Origin of the sequence: Mesorhizobium sp. CU3 (assembly GCF_006442965.1) — a bacterium.
Taxonomy (GTDB): Bacteria; Pseudomonadota; Alphaproteobacteria; order Rhizobiales; family Rhizobiaceae; genus Mesorhizobium.
Window position 1 is genome coordinate 54233 of the sequence record NZ_VFWX01000013.1, and the last position, 16428, is coordinate 70660.

15 protein-coding genes and 1 tRNA gene are annotated in these 16428 nt (G+C 63.9%); 9 read left to right on the forward strand and 7 right to left on the reverse strand.

What is annotated here, in order from left to right:
* The first annotated feature begins 13 nt into the window (after positions 1-13).
* Together FJ988_RS30890 and FJ988_RS31405 are read left to right on the forward strand one after the other, a co-directional pair.
* Positions 14-181 carry a hypothetical protein gene (locus tag FJ988_RS30890; protein WP_181183613.1) on the forward strand — a complete coding sequence of 56 codons (168 nt, stop codon included), beginning with the start codon at positions 14-16 and terminating at the stop codon, positions 179-181.
* Between the two features lie 11 nt (positions 182-192).
* Positions 193-321: a hypothetical protein gene (locus FJ988_RS31405; RefSeq protein WP_281407753.1), complete on the forward strand. Its 129-nt coding sequence runs from the start codon at positions 193-195 to the stop codon at positions 319-321.
* On the opposite strand, the gene FJ988_RS30895 is transcribed toward FJ988_RS31405, so the two are convergent.
* The 3 genes from FJ988_RS30895 to FJ988_RS20125 form a co-directional block, all read right to left on the reverse strand.
* Positions 322-567 carry a hypothetical protein gene (locus tag FJ988_RS30895; protein WP_181183614.1) on the reverse strand — a complete coding sequence of 82 codons (246 nt, stop codon included), beginning with the start codon at positions 565-567 and terminating at the stop codon, positions 322-324.
* A 391-nt stretch (positions 568-958) separates the two neighbouring features.
* Positions 959-1032, reverse strand: a tRNA-Gln gene (locus FJ988_RS20120).
* Between the two features lie 194 nt (positions 1033-1226).
* Complete coding sequence (locus FJ988_RS20125) at positions 1227-2159, reverse strand: YbhN family protein (protein WP_140820101.1); 933 nt, start codon at positions 2157-2159, stop codon at positions 1227-1229.
* 256 nt (positions 2160-2415) lie between these two features.
* On the opposite strand from FJ988_RS20125, the gene FJ988_RS20130 reads away from it, so the two are divergent.
* A complete protein-coding gene (locus FJ988_RS20130; protein WP_140820102.1) occupies positions 2416-3750 on the forward strand; it encodes a Ppx/GppA phosphatase family protein in 1335 nt (444 codons plus the stop codon).
* A 337-nt stretch (positions 3751-4087) separates the two neighbouring features.
* On the forward strand, positions 4088-4783 hold the full coding sequence (locus tag FJ988_RS20140; RefSeq protein ID WP_140820103.1) for an RlmE family RNA methyltransferase: 696 nt from the start codon (positions 4088-4090) through the stop codon (positions 4781-4783).
* 159 nt (positions 4784-4942) lie between these two features.
* Here FJ988_RS20140 and FJ988_RS20150 read toward each other — a convergent pair whose 3' ends face one another.
* Positions 4943-6364, reverse strand: a complete 1422-nt coding sequence (locus tag FJ988_RS20150) for an MFS transporter (protein WP_140820105.1) — start codon at positions 6362-6364, stop codon at positions 4943-4945.
* A 302-nt stretch (positions 6365-6666) separates the two neighbouring features.
* Here FJ988_RS20150 and guaB point away from each other — a divergent pair, with 302 nt between their 5' ends.
* Genes guaB through FJ988_RS20165 form a run of 3 tightly spaced genes read left to right on the forward strand, consistent with a single transcriptional unit; the run spans position 6667 to position 9204 of the window.
* Complete coding sequence (guaB, locus tag FJ988_RS20155; protein WP_140820106.1) at positions 6667-8169, forward strand: IMP dehydrogenase; 1503 nt, start codon at positions 6667-6669, stop codon at positions 8167-8169.
* Positions 8120-8758: a hypothetical protein gene (locus FJ988_RS20160; RefSeq protein ID WP_246688616.1), complete on the forward strand. Its 639-nt coding sequence runs from the start codon at positions 8120-8122 to the stop codon at positions 8756-8758. The genes guaB and FJ988_RS20160 overlap by 50 nt, the downstream gene beginning before the upstream one ends.
* A gap of 26 nt (positions 8759-8784) precedes the next feature.
* Positions 8785-9204, forward strand: a complete 420-nt coding sequence (locus FJ988_RS20165; RefSeq protein WP_140820107.1) for an MAPEG family protein — start codon at positions 8785-8787, stop codon at positions 9202-9204.
* A 208-nt stretch (positions 9205-9412) separates the two neighbouring features.
* Here FJ988_RS20165 and rnd read toward each other — a convergent pair whose 3' ends face one another.
* Positions 9413-10564 carry a ribonuclease D gene (gene rnd, locus FJ988_RS20175; protein WP_140820109.1) on the reverse strand — a complete coding sequence of 384 codons (1152 nt, stop codon included), beginning with the start codon at positions 10562-10564 and terminating at the stop codon, positions 9413-9415.
* 137 nt (positions 10565-10701) lie between these two features.
* Positions 10702-11916, reverse strand: a complete 1215-nt coding sequence (locus tag FJ988_RS20180) for an MFS transporter (protein ID WP_140820110.1) — start codon at positions 11914-11916, stop codon at positions 10702-10704.
* A gap of 107 nt (positions 11917-12023) precedes the next feature.
* Between FJ988_RS20180 and FJ988_RS20185 the strand changes: the two genes are divergently transcribed.
* Entirely contained in the window at positions 12024-12782 is a 759-nt protein-coding gene (locus FJ988_RS20185; protein WP_140820111.1) for a DeoR/GlpR family DNA-binding transcription regulator, read from the forward strand.
* 119 nt (positions 12783-12901) lie between these two features.
* Positions 12902-14689 carry an aspartate--tRNA ligase gene (gene aspS / locus FJ988_RS20190; protein WP_181183623.1) on the forward strand — a complete coding sequence of 596 codons (1788 nt, stop codon included), beginning with the start codon at positions 12902-12904 and terminating at the stop codon, positions 14687-14689.
* 231 nt (positions 14690-14920) lie between these two features.
* Here the strand turns inward: aspS and FJ988_RS20195 are convergent, their stop codons facing one another.
* Entirely contained in the window at positions 14921-16111 is a 1191-nt protein-coding gene (locus FJ988_RS20195) for a hypothetical protein (protein ID WP_140820113.1), read from the reverse strand.
* Positions 16112-16428 lie beyond the last annotated feature (317 nt).

A 16428-nucleotide genomic window follows, 5' to 3' on the forward strand; every position in this document is an offset into this window, starting at 1 on the left:
GGTAGAGCGCCAGGTGCGCGAAGGTCAGGAACTGATTGCGCGCCAAGAAGCGCTTGTCAGGAGCCTCAAGGAACAAGGTCAGCGCCTGATGATCTACAATGCGGTTGTGTTCCTGCAATCTCTGCGAGCCGAGCAGCGGGAACGTGTCGCTACCCTGAAACGTCTGAGAACTCGTGAATAGCGGAGGCAAGCATGGAAGATTATGGCAACCAAAAAGGTCCCAGGCCGGAGGATGTTCGCCACGCGTTGAAGGGCTGGGCATTTTTCATCGCTGGGACGTTGGCCTTCTTCGGCGCGGCCTACGCTTACATCGAGATGTGATCAGCTTGTGGCTTGATCCGGCGCTCGGCCCGCTATGAACTCATCCGCGAGCAGCCTGGCGAGGTGGTCGCGGCTGAGCCTCAACGATTCTTGTAAGACCCACAGGAAATTGCGCGGGCGTTCTATCGGCAATCCATCTTGTTCCGTTTGAACAATGATGGCCAATTGCCTCCCGATCCGCTCCTCAATGTCGCGGATGTGCTGCTCGACTCTCTCGATGTCTTCCTGAAGCCCCATGCGGACCATGATGGCAGCGGTCGCAGGCCATTGGCAACCTAATGATCTTGAGGGGTTGTCCGTTCAGGGTGAAGCGCAGGGGCGGCATCATGTTTCAAGCTGGCTTGGAATGGCCGGGTGTCGCCTTGGACTTTGGGATTGGGAGAGTGGTAGCACCGGCCATGTGCGGGCATTTGCGGCGGAACCGCCCCGCGTAAGTTATGAGCAGACGCCCGATCGCTCAATTTCGACTGAGTGCCCAAGGCGGAGGGAACAAACACCGATTCCATGTTCCATCCGTGTTCCGTGGAGTTTGTAATCCATGGAAAAAAGATTTCAGTTGAAACTGTGTTGCAAATCCGTTGCAGCAGGAACAGATAAGGGTATCAGATAAGTCTTTGTTTTTGTTAATTTAAATTAGTGGCTGGGGAACCTGGATTCGAACCAGGACTAACGGAGTCAGAGTCCGTGGGTCTACCGTTAACCTATTCCCCAGCAGGCGCGGCTGGTGCCGCGCGAAGCGGGCGGCTATGCGCCGCGAGCGCTGCCTTGTAGCCGCCATCGAAAAATAGTCAAGCCCGTAGCTGAGTTCAACTGCAGGCTTTTCCGATGCATGTCGTCTTCCCAAAACCGCTCCGCATTTTTGGGCGACATGCGTGAGGCTAGCCAACACCGCAGGCGCCAGGCTTTCAGCCCTCGCCCTTGCTGTATTGCGAATGCTCGAAGAGCAGCACCACGCCGAGCCCGATCACCAGCGGAATGATGAGGTAGAACAGGCGAAAGACGAGGAGGGCGGCGAGCACGCCGACCGGGTCCATGTCGGAAAGCCCGGTCAGGAAGACCACCTCGAACACGCCGAGCGCGCCGGGCGCATGCGACAACAGGCCGATCGAGAACGACACCATGAACACGCCGAGTATGACGAAATAGCCGGGATTGCCGGCCTCGGGCAGAGCGAAATAGATGATCGCTGCCGCCGCCAGCAGTTCGACCGGGCCGATCAGCAACTGCCGCGCCACGATCGGCAGCGCCGGATAGTGGAGCACGAAGCTGCCGACCTTCAGCGGCCTCAGCCCGAGCCAACTGCCGAAGGCATAGGCGCCGACGAGGAGAAGCATGGCGACACCCGCGCCAAACGCGGCGCCATGATGCGGCGCGCCGGTGAAGCGGTCGATGATCTGCGGCTCGAAGAGCAGAACGAGGCCGCCGAGGAAGACGCTGGAGAGGATGAATGTGAACCAGCATATCGCCACCAGCACGCCGATCTCCTGGCCGGTCAGCCCGCGCGTGCCGTAAGCGCGGTAGCGGATCACCGCGCCCGAAAACACCGAGCCGCCGATATTGTGCGACACCGCGTAAGTGGTGAAGGAGCAGATCGTGACGAACAGCCACGACACTTTCTTGCCGATATGCAGGAGCGCGATGTGGTCGTAGCCGGCAAGCGAGGCGTAGGCGAGCACCGCGCTCAGCCCGGCAAGCACCCAGCCGCGCGCCGGGACGGCGGCAATGCCTGCCCAGACGTCGTTGAGCGAAATGCCGCGCAATTCGTGAATGAGCAGCCACAGCGAGAACGCCACCGCCGCGATGCCGATGACCGGCCAGAAAAAGCGCTTCCAATTCATGGCGAGATGGTCATGCGTTGCGGCTCATGCGGCGATGTTGCCCCGTCTGTTCGTGCGCCCGGCTTCATTTGAGACATGCCTGATCGAAGCCGGCTATTCAACCGGCAAGAGATTGCCCTGGCGTGACCCATGTCAAAATTCGGCCCTGCGCTCTTGGTGATTGCGGATCGCGCTGCTAGTCTGTTGCCAACTTTGAAACAAATCGAGGTGCCTGCTGCGTCCGTTCCCGGTTCGCGCGGCGCCGGAAGGAACTGAAGTGGAAGACCACGACACCGGCGCGGGCGCGTCGGCAGTGGGTGTGTCCGGGGCATCGCCGACAGGTGAGGCGAGCCCGTCCGCCGCGCGGTTCAGCCGCCATGCGGGCGCGCATGCCAGACATGCCGACCAAAGACTGTCAGATCATGCCGAGCGGCCGAAGGGCAAGGCGCGCAAGCGGCGCAAGCGCAGGCGCGGCCGCAAGGTTTTCGCGCGCGACGAGGCCGCGTCCGCTCAGGCGACGGCGCCTGCCGCCGACCCGCCGACCCAGCCCCAACCCGAGCCGTCGCAACCGCAGCCCAGGCCGCCGGCTCAAACGGGGCCGCGCCCGTTCCAAGAACTGCCGGTTTTCGCCGCGCTCGATCTCGGCACCAACAATTGCCGGCTGCTGGTCGCGGTTCCTGCGCGTCACGGCCAGTTCCGCGTCATCGACGCCTTCTCGCGCATCGTCAGGCTGGGCGAGGGGCTGACCGCTTCCGGCCGGCTGGGCCAGGCCGCGATGGACCGCGCCGTCGAGGCGCTGAAGGTTTGCGGCGAGAAGCTGCGCAACCGCAAGATCCGCAAGGCCAGGCTGATCGCCACCGAAGCCTGCCGTTCGGCCGCCAACGGCGTCGAGTTCCTCGCTCGTGTCGAGCGCGAGGCCGGGCTGAAGCTGGAGATCATCGACCGCCAGACCGAGGCCCGCCTTGCCGTCTCCGGCTGCGGCTCGCTGGTCGAGCGCGACACGCAGGGCGTGGTGCTGTTCGACATCGGCGGCGGCTCCTCCGAAATCGCGCTGATCGACCTCACCGGCCGGCGCTCGCCGCGCCTTGCCAACCACATCGTCTCCTGGACCTCGCTACCGGTCGGCGTGGTTTCGCTGGCCGAGCGCTTCGGCGGCCGCACGGTGACGCGCGAAACCTTCGCCGCCATGGTCGACGACGTCGCGGCGCGGCTGAAGGCTTTCGACGGCCGCGACCGGCTCGCGCATGTGCTGGCCAGCCCCAATTTCCATCTGCTCGGTACGTCGGGCACGGTCACCACGCTGGCCGGCGTGCATCTCGACCTCGAGCGCTACGACCGTCGCCGCGTCGACGGGCTGTGGATGGATCGTGACAGCGTCGACCGCATGATCGAGAGGCTGATCGGCTGGGATTTCCAGCAGCGCTGCGCCAACCCCTGCATCGGCGCCGACCGCGCCGACCTGGTGCTGGCCGGCTGCGCCATCCTCGAAGCGATCCGCGCCGTGTGGCCGTCCGAGCGCCTGCGCGTCGCCGACCGCGGCCTGCGCGAGGGAATCCTGAGCGAACTGATGGCCGATGATGGCGTCTGGCGCAACGAGGGGCGCCGCGCATGATCTCAAAAAGTGGCTGCGTTGCCTTGGCGAATAGTCGACCCCCACTCCGTCGAGCTTCGCTCGACACCTCTCCCCCGATCGACGGGGGAGAGGAAAGGCGCGAGGGCGCCGACCTTGGCTCCCTTCCTCTCCCTCCGGAGGGGGGAGAGGTGGCGCCGCGAAGCGGCGACGGAGTGGGGGAAGCCATTCGCGAAGCGCGCTGCCGCCGAAAAATGGCCACGACTCGGCGAGCGATAAAAAGCGGACCGGAAATCCTGATCCTGAATTTCAGGGCCGGGCCAGCCAAATGTGGCGATCGGTTTTCGCGCAGGATCATGCTCGGGCAAGAAATCAGGCAATGACCAAGAAACCCGAAAAGCCGGGCTCGGCCAGCATCCGCGTCCTCAAGACCCGCATCAAGAAGAAGAGCGGCCTGAAAGAATCCTCGCGCCGCTGGCTCGAGCGGCACATGAACGACCCCTATGTGCAGCGCTCCAAGGCCGACGGTTATCGCTCACGCGCGGCCTACAAGCTGATCGAGATCGACGACAAGCATCACCTGCTGAAGCCCGGCATGAAGGTGATCGACCTCGGCGCCGCCCCCGGTGGCTGGTGCCAGGTGGCTGCGGCGCGGACGAAGTCGAGCGCGGAAAATCCGCATGTCGTCGGCATCGACTATCTCGAAATGGACGCGGTGCCCGGCGCCGTCATCCTGCAGCTGGATTTCCTCGATCCCGACGCGCCGCAAAAGCTCGCCCAAGCACTCGGCGGCCAGCCGGATATCGTGCTCTCCGATATGGCCGCCCCGACCACCGGCCATCGCCGGACCGACCATCTGCGAACCATGCATCTGTGCGAAGTCGCGGCCGATTTCGCGCTGCAGGTCCTGAAGCCCGGCGGCCATTTCCTCGCCAAGACATTCCAGGGCGGAGCGGAGAACGAGTTGTTGACGCAGCTCAAGCAGAATTTCCGCTCCGTCCATCATGTGAAGCCACCGGCTTCGCGGGATGAATCGGTGGAGCTTTATCTGCTGGCGAAGGAGTTCAAGGGGTAGCGCCTTTCCTTCTGCCCTTGTGGGAGAAGGTGGCCGCGAAGCGGCCGGGTGAGGGGTGCTCCAGGAAAAGCCAGCGTCTCACTCCGCTGGAACACCCCTCATCCGTCTCGGCGCTACGCGCCGATCCACCTTCTCCCACAAGGGGAGAAGGGAAGGGCCCTACTTCCCCGCCGTCCCAACCGATTCCAGCGTCTTCGGCGTGGCCAGCCGGCCATGCCCCGACACCGCGCTGCCGGCGTCCGCCGCCAGACGCATGAAAGTGATCGATGCTGCCGCCGACACCGCGGCCACGATGAAGAAGGCGATGTGGAAGTCGGCGAGCCGCAGCGGTCCGCCATGGATCGAGGTCGACACTTCCAGTATGCCGCCGGCCATCGCGACACCGAGCGCGATTGAGAGCTGCTGGAACACCGCGACGATCGGCGTTGCCTTGCTCGTGTCTGCTGACGAGACCTCGGCATAGGAGAGCGCGTTGACGCCCGTGAAGAACATGGAGCGGATGAAGCCGCCGACCAGCAATATCGCCAGCATCAGCACATAAGGTGTGTCTGGCGTGAACAGGCCGTAGATGGCGATCGAGGCGGCCGCGACCAGCGAGCCCCAGATCAGCACGCGGCGGAAACCGGCCAACCGGAAAAGCAATGCTGTGACGAACTTCATGCCAATGGCGCCGATCGCCGAGACGAAGGTGATCATGCCGGACTGGAACGGTGTCAGGCCGAAGCCGATCTGGAACATCAGCGGCAAAAGGAACGGCACCGCGCCGATGCCGATGCGGAACAGCGAGCCGCCTAGCACGGAAGCGCGAAACACCTGGTTGCGGAAGAGATCGAGCGCCAAGAGCGGGTTCCTGGCACGCCGGGCATGCAGCAGATAGAGCACGCCACTTATCACGCCGACCGCCACGGTGATGAAACCCGCCATCGGTGGCAAGGCAGGCAGGCTGACCACCGAAAGGCCGAAGACGACGCCGGAAGCGGCGAGGCCGCTCAGCACGAAGCCCGGAAAATCGAGCGGCGGCGTCTCCGCGGGCTCGGTCTCCGGCAGGAAGCGGGTTGCGAGCCAGATGCCGAGAAGCCCGATCGGCACGTTGATGAGAAAAATCCAGTGCCAAGTGAAATAAGTGGTGATGAAGCCGCCGATGGGAGGGCCGACCAGCGGTCCGACCAGCGCCGGCACGGTCAGCCAGGACATCGCCGCGACGAGCTCGCTCTTCGGCGTGGCGCGCACCAGCACCAGGCGGCCGACCGGCGTCATCATCGCGCCGCCGATGCCCTGCAGAAAGCGCGACACGACGAAGGCCGGCAGCGAGTCGGAAAAGGCGCAGGCAATCGAGCCGGCGATGAACACGCCGATCGCGGCGCGGAACACGTTCTTGGCGCCGAACCGGTCCGCCATCCAGCCGCTGATCGGAATGAAGATCGCCAGCGACACCAGATAAGCGGTCAGCGCCAGCTTCAGCGCGATCGGGCTGGTGTGGATGTCGACGGCGATCGCCGGCAGCGACGTCGCGATAACGGTCGAATCCATGTTCTCCATGAAAAGTGCGACCGCCAGTATGAGCGGAATGATGCGATTCAAAGGAACGCCCTGATATGTCTTAGCGAATGAGTCGTCGGACCGTCTTGGAGGCGAGCCGGCATATGCCCGGGCGGTATCACGCCTTGGCCCGGATGTCGCATTAAATTGCTGTCACTTTTGTGCGACCGCAACCACTGGTGGCTTGAAAGGGGCGGAACGCAACAGTTTGCGATTGGACGCAACGACCGTCTTTTCAATGTCATCGCGACGTGTTACCAGCCAGCGCCAATCCTGAAAGGGAAGAAGAGAGTCGGCGCTGGCCAATTGGCCCAGCGCCTTTTCCGCATTCAAAAGGGCTGGCCATGTCAAAAATCATCGAAACGTCCACCGGCGCGCTGGCGCTGACCTTCGACGACGTGCTTCTGCAGCCCGGCCATTCCGAAGTGATGCCCGGCGAAACCGACATCCGCACCCGCATCGCCGGCGATATCGACCTCAACGTGCCGATCCTGTCGGCCGCCATGGACACCGTCACCGAGGCGCGGCTGGCCATCGCCATGGCGCAGGCCGGCGGCATCGGCGTCATCCACCGCAATCTGACGCCGGTCGAGCAGGCCGAGCAGGTCCGGCAGGTGAAGAAATTCGAATCCGGCATGGTGGTGAACCCCGTCACCATCGGCCCGGACGCGACGCTGGCGGATGCGCTGGCGCTGATGCGCTCGAACGGCATTTCCGGCATTCCGGTGGTCGAGAATGGTGGCACCGGTGGCCATACCGTTGGCCGTCTCGTCGGCATCCTCACCAACCGCGACGTGCGCTTCGCTTCGGATCCTTCGCAGAAGGTCTACGAGCTGATGACGCGTGAGAACCTGATCACGGTCAAGGAGAATGTCGACCAGGAAGAAGCCAAGCGGCTCTTGCACCAGCACCGCATCGAAAAACTGGTGGTGGTCGACAAGAAGGGCAATTGCGTCGGCCTGATCACGGTCAAGGACATCGAGAAGTCGCAGCTCAACCCGCACGCCACCAAGGACGCGCAAGGCCGCCTGCGCGCCGCCGCCGCCACCAGCGTCGGCGATGACGGCTTCGAGCGCGCCGAGCGGCTGATCGACGCCGGCGTCGATCTTCTCGTCATCGACACCGCGCACGGTCATTCGCAGCGCGTGCTCGACGCCGTTGCGCGGGCAAAGAAGCTGTCCAATTCGGTGCGTATCCTGGCCGGCAACGTCGCCACCGCCGATGGCACGCAGGCGCTGATCGACGCCGGCGCGGACGCCGTCAAGGTCGGCATCGGCCCGGGCTCGATCTGCACGACGCGCATCGTCGCCGGCGTCGGCGTGCCGCAGCTTTCGGCCATCATGTCGGCGGTGGAAACGGCGCATAAGGCGGGCGTCAGCGTCATCGCCGATGGCGGCATCAAATATTCCGGCGATCTCGCCAAGGCGCTCGCCGCCGGCGCAAGTGCCGCCATGATCGGCTCGCTGCTTGCCGGCACTGACGAAAGCCCGGGCGAGGTCTATCTGCACCAGGGCCGCTCCTTCAAGGCGTATCGGGGCATGGGTTCGGTCGGCGCCATGGCGCGCGGCTCGGCCGACCGCTATTTCCAGGCCGAGGTGCGCGATACCCTGAAACTGGTTCCGGAAGGCATTGAAGGGCAGGTTCCCTACAAAGGACCTGTGTCTGGCGTGCTGCACCAGCTTGCAGGCGGCCTGAAAGCCGCTATGGGTTATGTCGGTGGCCGCGATCTTGCAGAATTCCGTGACCGCGCCACCTTTGTGCGCATATCCAACGCCGGACTTCGTGAAAGCCACGCCCATGACGTCACGATCACCCGCGAAAGCCCGAACTATCCGGGCGGACTTTGATCAGGACGCCGCGCCCGACCGCCAGGGGCCGTGGCGCGGCCTGAGTTTCGCGGTGCTGCGGCTGTCGCGGCATGCGGCGGCGCTTTCCTTCGCTTCGTTCGCCGTCTTCCTGGCCATGAATGCGCTGGAGTTCTTCTATTTCCGCGGCTTGAGCGGCGGACTGCCTTCGCTCGACATGCGCCTGACCGGCTTCACGCCGGACGAGGGCATGGCGTGGCTCACCGCGCTCGGCCGGCGCGGCGGCGAGATCATCATCGTCTGGCATTACCTGACCTTCGATCTTCTGTTCCCGGCGCTGCTGTCGCTCACTTTGGTCAGCCTGATCCTGGCGCTGGGCCGCCGGCTCAGCAATTTCCGCGCCATGCCGGCGCAGTTGCAGGCGCTGTTTTCGCTGGTGCTGGTGCTGCCTTACACGATCGCCGATTATGTACAGAACCTCGTCGTGGCGCGGCTGTTGTCCGATCTCCAGTCGGCCAATCCCGATTCTCTGGCCTTCGCCTCGTCGCTGATCGTGACCAAATTCGCGCTGCTGGCGGTGCCGTTCTTCGTCATCGCGGTGTTCGCGCTGGCCGGCCAGCGGCGGCGCTAAGGCCATTCCAGGACAGGGTAGAGCAGATGCACCAGACCGCCATCTTCTGGCCGATGCTCGCCCAGGTGCTGCTGGTCTATATCGTCTATCTGGTGATGGCGAAGCGACGCCATGGCGCGGTGAAGTCCGGCGAGGCCAGGGTCAGCGCCTACAAGGTGCGCACGACCGAGCCGGCGTCGAGCGTGACCGTCGCCAACAACCTGATCAACCAGTTCGAGCTGCCGGTTCTCTTCCACGTTCTGTGTCTGGCGTTGTTCGTCACCAACGGCGTCAACTATCTGACGCTGGTCTTGATGTGGCTCTTCGTCCTGACGCGCTACGCCCACGCTTTCGTGCATCTCACCAGCAACAATCTGATGCACCGCAGCGGCATGTTCTTTCTCGGCGCGGGCATTCTGCTGGTCGCCTGGATCTGGTTCGCGTTCCACCTGCTCGGGGTGGTCTGAGCGCGTCTTTCCCTTCTCCCCTTGTGGGAGAAGGTGGCCGAGCGAAGCTCGGTCGGATGAGGGGTGCTCCAGCTTGACGCAGACCTTTGCCAGCGTTGGACGCCACGACGAGATCGCCAGCGTCTCACTCCGCTGGAACACCCCTCATCCGTCTCGGCGCTGCGCGCCGATCCACCTTCTCCCACAAGGGGAGAAGGAGAAGAGGGCTCTACAGCTCGAACACCGCGATCCGGCGCTTGTCGAACTTGATGCCGATCTCGCCGCGCACCAGCCTGAGCGCCTGGTCGCCGAACACGGCGCGCCGCCAGCCTTGTAGCGCCGGCACGTCGGCCTCGTCGCCTTCGGCCGCGATCCGGTCTATGTCGTCGCTGGAGGCGAGCACTTTCGTCGCGACGCCTTCCTTTTCGGCGACGATCCTGAGCAGCACCTTGAGCAGCTCCGCCGCAGCACTCGAGCCTTCCGGCGGCTGCACGCTCTTCGGCAGTTTCGGCATCGCGTCCCTGGGCAGCGCAAGCGCCGCATTGACGGCGCCAAGCAGCGCCGTAGCGGTCGCCGAGCGTTCCCAGCCCTTTGGCGTGGTGCGCAGCTTGCCGAGCGCTGCCGCATCGCGCGGCGCCTGTTGGGCGATCTCGTAGATCGCGTCGTCCTTGAGCACGCGGCCGCGCGGCACGTCGCGCTCGCGCGCCTCGCGCTCGCGCCAGGCGGCCACCGCTTGCACGATCGCCAGTTCCTGCGGCTTGCGCAGTCGCATCTTCAGGCGCTTCCAGGCGTCTTCCGGATGCGGATCGTAGGTCTCGCGCGAGGTGAGCACGTCCATCTCCTCGTTCAGCCAATGCGCGCGATCCTCGCGCTTCAGCTCGGCGCTGAGATGCTGGTAGACCTCGATGAGATGCGTGACGTCGGCAAGCGCGTATTCGAGCTGCTTGTCGGACAGCGGCCTATGCCGCCAGTCGGTGAAGCGCGAGGATTTGTCGAGCCGGGCGCCGGTGACCTTCTGCACAAGCTGGTCGTAGGAGACGCTGTCGCCAAAGCCGCAGACCATCGCCGCCACCTGCGTGTCGAACACCGGATGCGGCACCAGATCGCCGAGATGGACGATGATTTCGATGTCCTGGCGCGCCGCATGGAAAACCTTCAGCACCGCCTCGTTGGCCATCAGCCGGAAGAAAGGTTTGAGGTTGATATCGGGCGACAACGGATCGATCAGCGCCTCGATCCCGGGCGCGGCGATCTGGATCAGGCACAGGATCGGCCAGAACGTCGTCTCGCGAATGAATTCGGTGTCGACGGTGACGAATTCCGACTTTTCGAACGCCGCGATGACGCGCTCAAGTTCTTCTTGTGTGGTGATGACCTGCATCAAATCGCTTTTGGCACACTATTGGACCGCTTTCAATTTCAGCCGCGCGCGCTTTCGTCAAGCGCCGCAGCGTAAGCGATGGCTCGATCGCCCAATTCTCCCGTGTGAAATCTCCTGAGTGCCCAAAGACCAGCCGTTTACGCCTCATAGGCTCGCGCCGGGACCCGCTCTCCCGCCGAGCCGGATCCGGCGCCGTCCGGCACAGGCCGCCGTCCAAGCGCGCCGGCGGCTGCAAGGCTGAGCACGATGAACGGAATGCCGATACCATAGGCCGAGCGGATGCCCCAATGGTCCGACACGAAGCCGAGCAGCGGCGGCCCGAGCAGGAAGGCGACGAAGGAGATCTGCGACAGTGCCGCGACATTGATCGCCGCCGGACGATCCGTCCGCTGCGCCGCCGCCGATATCGCCAGCGGAAAAATGGCGCTGCAGCCGACGCCCATCAGCGCGAAGCCCAGCATCGAGATGAAGGGCAGGGGCGAGAAGAACACGATCAAGACGCCAAACGCCATCGTTGCCAGAAGCACGCGCGCCACGCCCGCCGGCGAGTGGCGATCGACGAAGCTGTCGGCGAAGAAGCGGGTCGCGGCTTGCGAGAAGGCGAACAGCGCCACGGTGAAGCCGGCGGTCAGCGGTCCGGATTCGAAGACGGTACGCATATAGATCGCCGACCAATCCATGCTGGCGCCTTCCATCAGCATGGCCGAAAGCGTCACCGCGACGAGAATTAGAATCGGCAGGCTAGGCCGCGCGAACATCGGGGGCTTGTCGCCGCTATCGGCAAACCGCGCGGGCGCTGGCTGGTAACCGCCCAGGAACAGTGCCATGGCGATCGCCACCACCGGCACGACCAGCGCCAGATGCAACTGCGGCGACAGGCCGAGATGCGCCATCGCGCCGCCGAACAGACCGGCGCCGAAGAAGCCCGCGCTCCAGAAGGAATGCGCGCGGTTCATGATGCGGCGGCCGACCATGAATTCGGTCCTGTCGGCCTCGACATTCAAGATGATCTCGATGCTGCCGATCATCAGCCCGACCGGAAGCAAGAGCAGGAACAGTGCGGCCGGTCCCGACGCGTGCACGGCAACGGAATAGGCCAGGGCCAACAGCGGAACCAGCCAAAGCAGCACGCGGCGAAAACCGACGCGCTCCAGGATCGGCGTCGCCAGCGTTAGCGCGATCAGTGTGCCGATCGGTGTGCCGATCAGGGCGAGCCCGAGCGTTCCGTCCTCGATCTGCATGGCGCGTTTGATGTCGGGCAGGCGCGGGAAGATGTTGCCCATGGCGAAGGAATAGATCGCGAAGCCGGCATAGACGCGGTGCTGCGAGGCGAGTTTCAGGCCAAAAGTCATTGGAAAATCCATCCATGTCGACGGCGCGTCGCCAGCCGTTCACGATTCCGTTTCTTGCATGATCGTGCAAAACATGCAAGAACATGCACAAAGAAATAGGATCGTGTATGCTCACCGAAGAACGGCAACAACTCATTCGCGACCAGTTGGCGGCTGACGGGAAGGTGCTTGCGGGCGAGCTTGCCAGCCGTTTCGGCGTCTCGGAAGACACAGTGCGCCGCGATCTCAGGGAGCTTGCCAAGGCAGGGCAGTTGCGCCGCGTCTATGGCGGCGCGGTCGCCTCGGCGCCCTTCGCAGCTGCGACGATCAGCCAGCGCAGCGGCCATGCGGTCGAGGCAAAGGCGCGCCTGGCGCGGGCGGCGGTGATGCTGCTCGAAGCCGGTCAGTCACTGTTCATCGACGGCGGCACCACCAATGAGGCGATCGCCCGCGCCATCCCGCGCGACAAGGAGCTGACGGTCGCAACCAATTCATTAGGCGTCGCAGCGGCGCTGGCCGACCTGCCCTTGGTCAAGCTGATCGTGCTTGGCGGCCGCTATCTGCCCGATTTGGGCACTTGCGTTGGCGGTGACACGCTGGCCGCGATAGCGCAACTCGGCGCCGATCTGTTCTTCCTCGGCTCCTGCGGCCTGGATGTTTCACGCGGCATCACCGCCTTCGATTCGGCCGAAGCCGAGGTGAAGCGCGCAATGGCCCAAAACAGCGCCGGCATCGTCATCGCCGCCACCAGCGACAAGCTCGCCACCGCCGCGCCCTACCGGGTTGCCGGCTCCGACGCGATCCGCCATCTGGTGGTGGAGAAGACCGCGCCGGCCGCAGTGCTCGCGGATTTCCAGCGGCAAGGCGCCGAAATCCATTTCGCCTGAAAGATCTAGCGGTGCGCCTGTGTGACCGCTTGCCTTGACAAAGCCGGGCTCTCATGCGCTTTTCGCGCCAATTTTCGAGCCGGGCTGGTGCCCGCAATTTCCGGACTTTACCCATGACCATGCATCGTTACCGCAGCCATACCTGTGCCCAGTTGCGCAAGAGCGACGTCGGCAATTCCGTCCGCCTGTCGGGCTGGGTGCATCGCGTGCGCGACCATGGCGGCCTGCTCTTCATCGATCTGCGAGACCATTACGGCCTTACCCAGATCGTCGCCGATCCGGATTCGCCGGCCTTCAAGGTCGCCGAAACCGTGCGCGGCGAATGGGTGATCCGCGTCGACGGCGAGGTCAAGGCGCGCCTGCCCGAAACGACGAACGCCAACCTGCCGACCGGCGAGATTGAGATTTTCGCGCGCGAGATCGAGGTGCTGTCGGCAGCCAAGGAACTGCCGCTGCCGGTTTTCGGCGAGCCGGAGTATCCGGAAGACATCCGCCTGAAATACCGCTTCCTCGACCTGCGCCGTGAGACGCTGCACCGGAACATCGTGGCGCGCACGAAGATCATCGCCGAGATGCGCAAGCGCATGGGCGAGGTCGGTTTCACCGAATTCTCGACGCCGATCCTGACCGCCTCGTCGCCGGAGGGCGCGCGCGACTTCTTGGTGCCTTCGCGCATCCATCCCGGCACCTTCTACGCGCTGCCGCAGGCGCCGCAGCAGTACAAGCAGCTGATCATGGTCTCCGGCTTCGACCGTTATTTCCAGATCGCGCCCTGCTTCCGCGACGAGGATCCGCGCGCTGACCGCCTGCCAGGCGAATTCTACCAGCTCGACCTCGAAATGAGCTTCGTCGAGCAGGACGACGTGCTCTCCACCATGGAGCCGGTGCTGCGCGGCGTGTTCGAGACTTTTGCCAACGGCAAGCCGGTCACCCAGAAATTCCGCCGCATTCCCTATGATCAAGCGATGCGCGTTTACGGCTCCGACAAGCCGGACCTGCGCAATCCGATCGAGATGCAGGCGGTGTCCGACCATTTCCGCGGTTCCGGCTTCAAGGTGTTCGCCAACATCCTGGCCAACGACCCGAAGGCCGAGGTTTGGGCCATTCCGGCCAAGACCGGCGGCAGCCGCGCCTTCTGCGACCGCATGAATTCCTGGGCCCAAAGCGAGGGTCAGCCGGGTCTCGGCTACATCTTCTGGCGCAAGGAGGGCGACAAGCTGGAAGGCGCCGGCCCGATCGCCAAGAACATCGGCGAGGAGCGCACCGAGGCGGTCCGCCAGCAACTCGGCCTCGCCGACGGCGACGCCGCCTTCTTCGTCGCCGGCGACCCGAAGAAGTTCGTCTCCTTCGCCGGTGCTGCCCGCAGCCGCGCCGGCGAGGAATTGAACCTCGTCGACCGCGACCGTTTCGAGCTCTGCTGGATCATCGACTTCCCCTTCTATGAATGGGACGAAGAAGCCAAGGCGATCGATTTCGCGCACAATCCGTTCTCGATGCCGCAAGGAGGGATCGAGGCACTGACGACCAAGGATCCGCTCGAAATCAAGGCATTCCAGTATGATATGGTTTGCAACGGCTTCGAGATCGCCTCAGGCGGCATCCGCAACCATCTGCCGGAAACCATGGTGAAGGCTTTCGAGATACGCGGCCTCGACCGCGCGACGGTGGAGGAGCGCTTCGGCGGTCTCTACCGCGCCTTCCAATACGGCGCGCCGCCGCATGGCGGCATGGCGGCGGGCGTCGACCGCATCGTCATGCTTTTGGTCGGTGCCAAGAACCTGCGCGAGATCACCATGTTCCCTATGAATCAGCAGGCCTACGACCTGTTGATGAACGCGCCCTCGGAAGCGACGCCGCAACAGCTGCGCGAGCTGTCGCTGCGGGTGGCGGTGGCCAAGAAGGACTGACGGCAGCGTTGGAACTGCTCTTTCTCCCCGTCACTATACGGGGAGAAATGTCCGGCAGGACAATGAGGGGCAGCGCGAACGCTGGCGATTTGCGAGCGTCACAGAAGCCGAAACCCTCCGACAGGCAGTCGGTTCAGCATCGAATTCATATGCGCAAGCGGTGGCGCTGCCCCTCATCCGCCTGCCGGCACCTTCTCCCCGTATAGAGACGGGGAGAAGGCAGCTAATCAATCAGTCCTGGTTCGCCTTGACCTTGACGCCGAGCGTCTTGGGCAGGTCGAGCGGGTTGGACATGGCGCCGGCCATGATCAGCGCGAACGGCACTGACGACGGCGGCTCTGCCGAGATCTCCAGGCTCTTCGGGTCGTCGAGGAAGGTGTTGACCGCGCTCGACACTTCGGCCGTCAGCTCCGGATTGTTGAGCTGCGCCATGCCGAACGGCACGATTGCCTTGGCCTGGTTGGCGACATCCTTGCCCGACATGCCCTGCTGCTTGCCGACATAGTCCAGCACCTTGCCGGTCAGCGAGTCGTCCTCGTAACGGATCGAGGCGCCGTTGAAGGAAAGCTGCTGCAACAGGCCGAGCATCGCCATGCCCTGCGCCGAATTGTCGGCGCCTTCCGGTTGCGCGGCCATCTGCTTCTGCATGGCCTGCATCGACTTGACGAAATCGACGGTGTAGCCGCCCAGATCGAAGGTCATGCCGAGCGTGCCGGCATTGTCGACCGAGATGTCGTATTTCGACAGCTCCATCTTGCCGTCGCTGGGCTGCCAGTTGCCGGCCATCGCGATCGTGCCGGAGATGTTCTGGTAGCCGAGCGCCTCGATCGCTTCCTTGGATTTCGGGTCATCGACCAGCGAAAGGTCGCCGGTGAATTTCTCGGTGTTGGCGGTGAACTCCATCGCCTTGCCGTCGGCGGGCGGGGTGATCTGCACATTCAGCCCGTCCATCGAGAAGGCCGTCTTGTCGCCGACCTTGACGGTCATGTTCGACAGTTCGGCCGACTTGTACATGAGGATCGAGCCGAGCGGGTCGGTGCTGCCCTCGGCCGGCACCTTCATGTCGTGGATGACGAAGGGGCTGAGATTGAGCGTCACGCCATCCTTGCTGTGCTCGAAGGCCGAGGTCGAGACGGTGGCGATATCGAAGCCGCCATTGTCGGCGGCAACGCCTTCCAGCTTGACGTCGCCGATCGGCAGCGCTTCCTTTTCCGCCGCCGGCTTGATCGAGACGCCCTGCAGCGTCACGTTGGCATCGTCGCCCGACGTTCCGGTCCAGGAGATATCGACGCCCTGGGCGGTCAACAACGCCTTGAGACGCTCGGCCACCGCCGGATCGGCGGCGAAGGCGGCATTGAGCGGCAGCGTCAGCAGAAAGGTCGAAAGAGCCAGTTTCTTGAAGGTCGAGCGTTGGATCGTCATGGCGAGTTCCCTGTCCTGGTTGCCTATGATGAGAAGTGTTTTGAAACCTGCTCCATCACCATTCCGTGAGGAACGGGACGGGAAGAAGGCATTGCCCAGCCCCATTTGTCGAAAACGGCGACGAAAAGCAAACGCTGGCCGGCGGCATTGCCTGATGCGGTGAATATGTCATGAAGACCGCGGCTCCCCTTCGCCAGCGCGTTGCATGCCAGATAGAGGCCGCATGTAACAGATTGATGTTGGCCGGCGCTGCCCCGTCGCCGGTGCCTGTTGCAGATTGCCGGCAAACTGGAATTTCCGGCTTGCCGTTTCCGTGA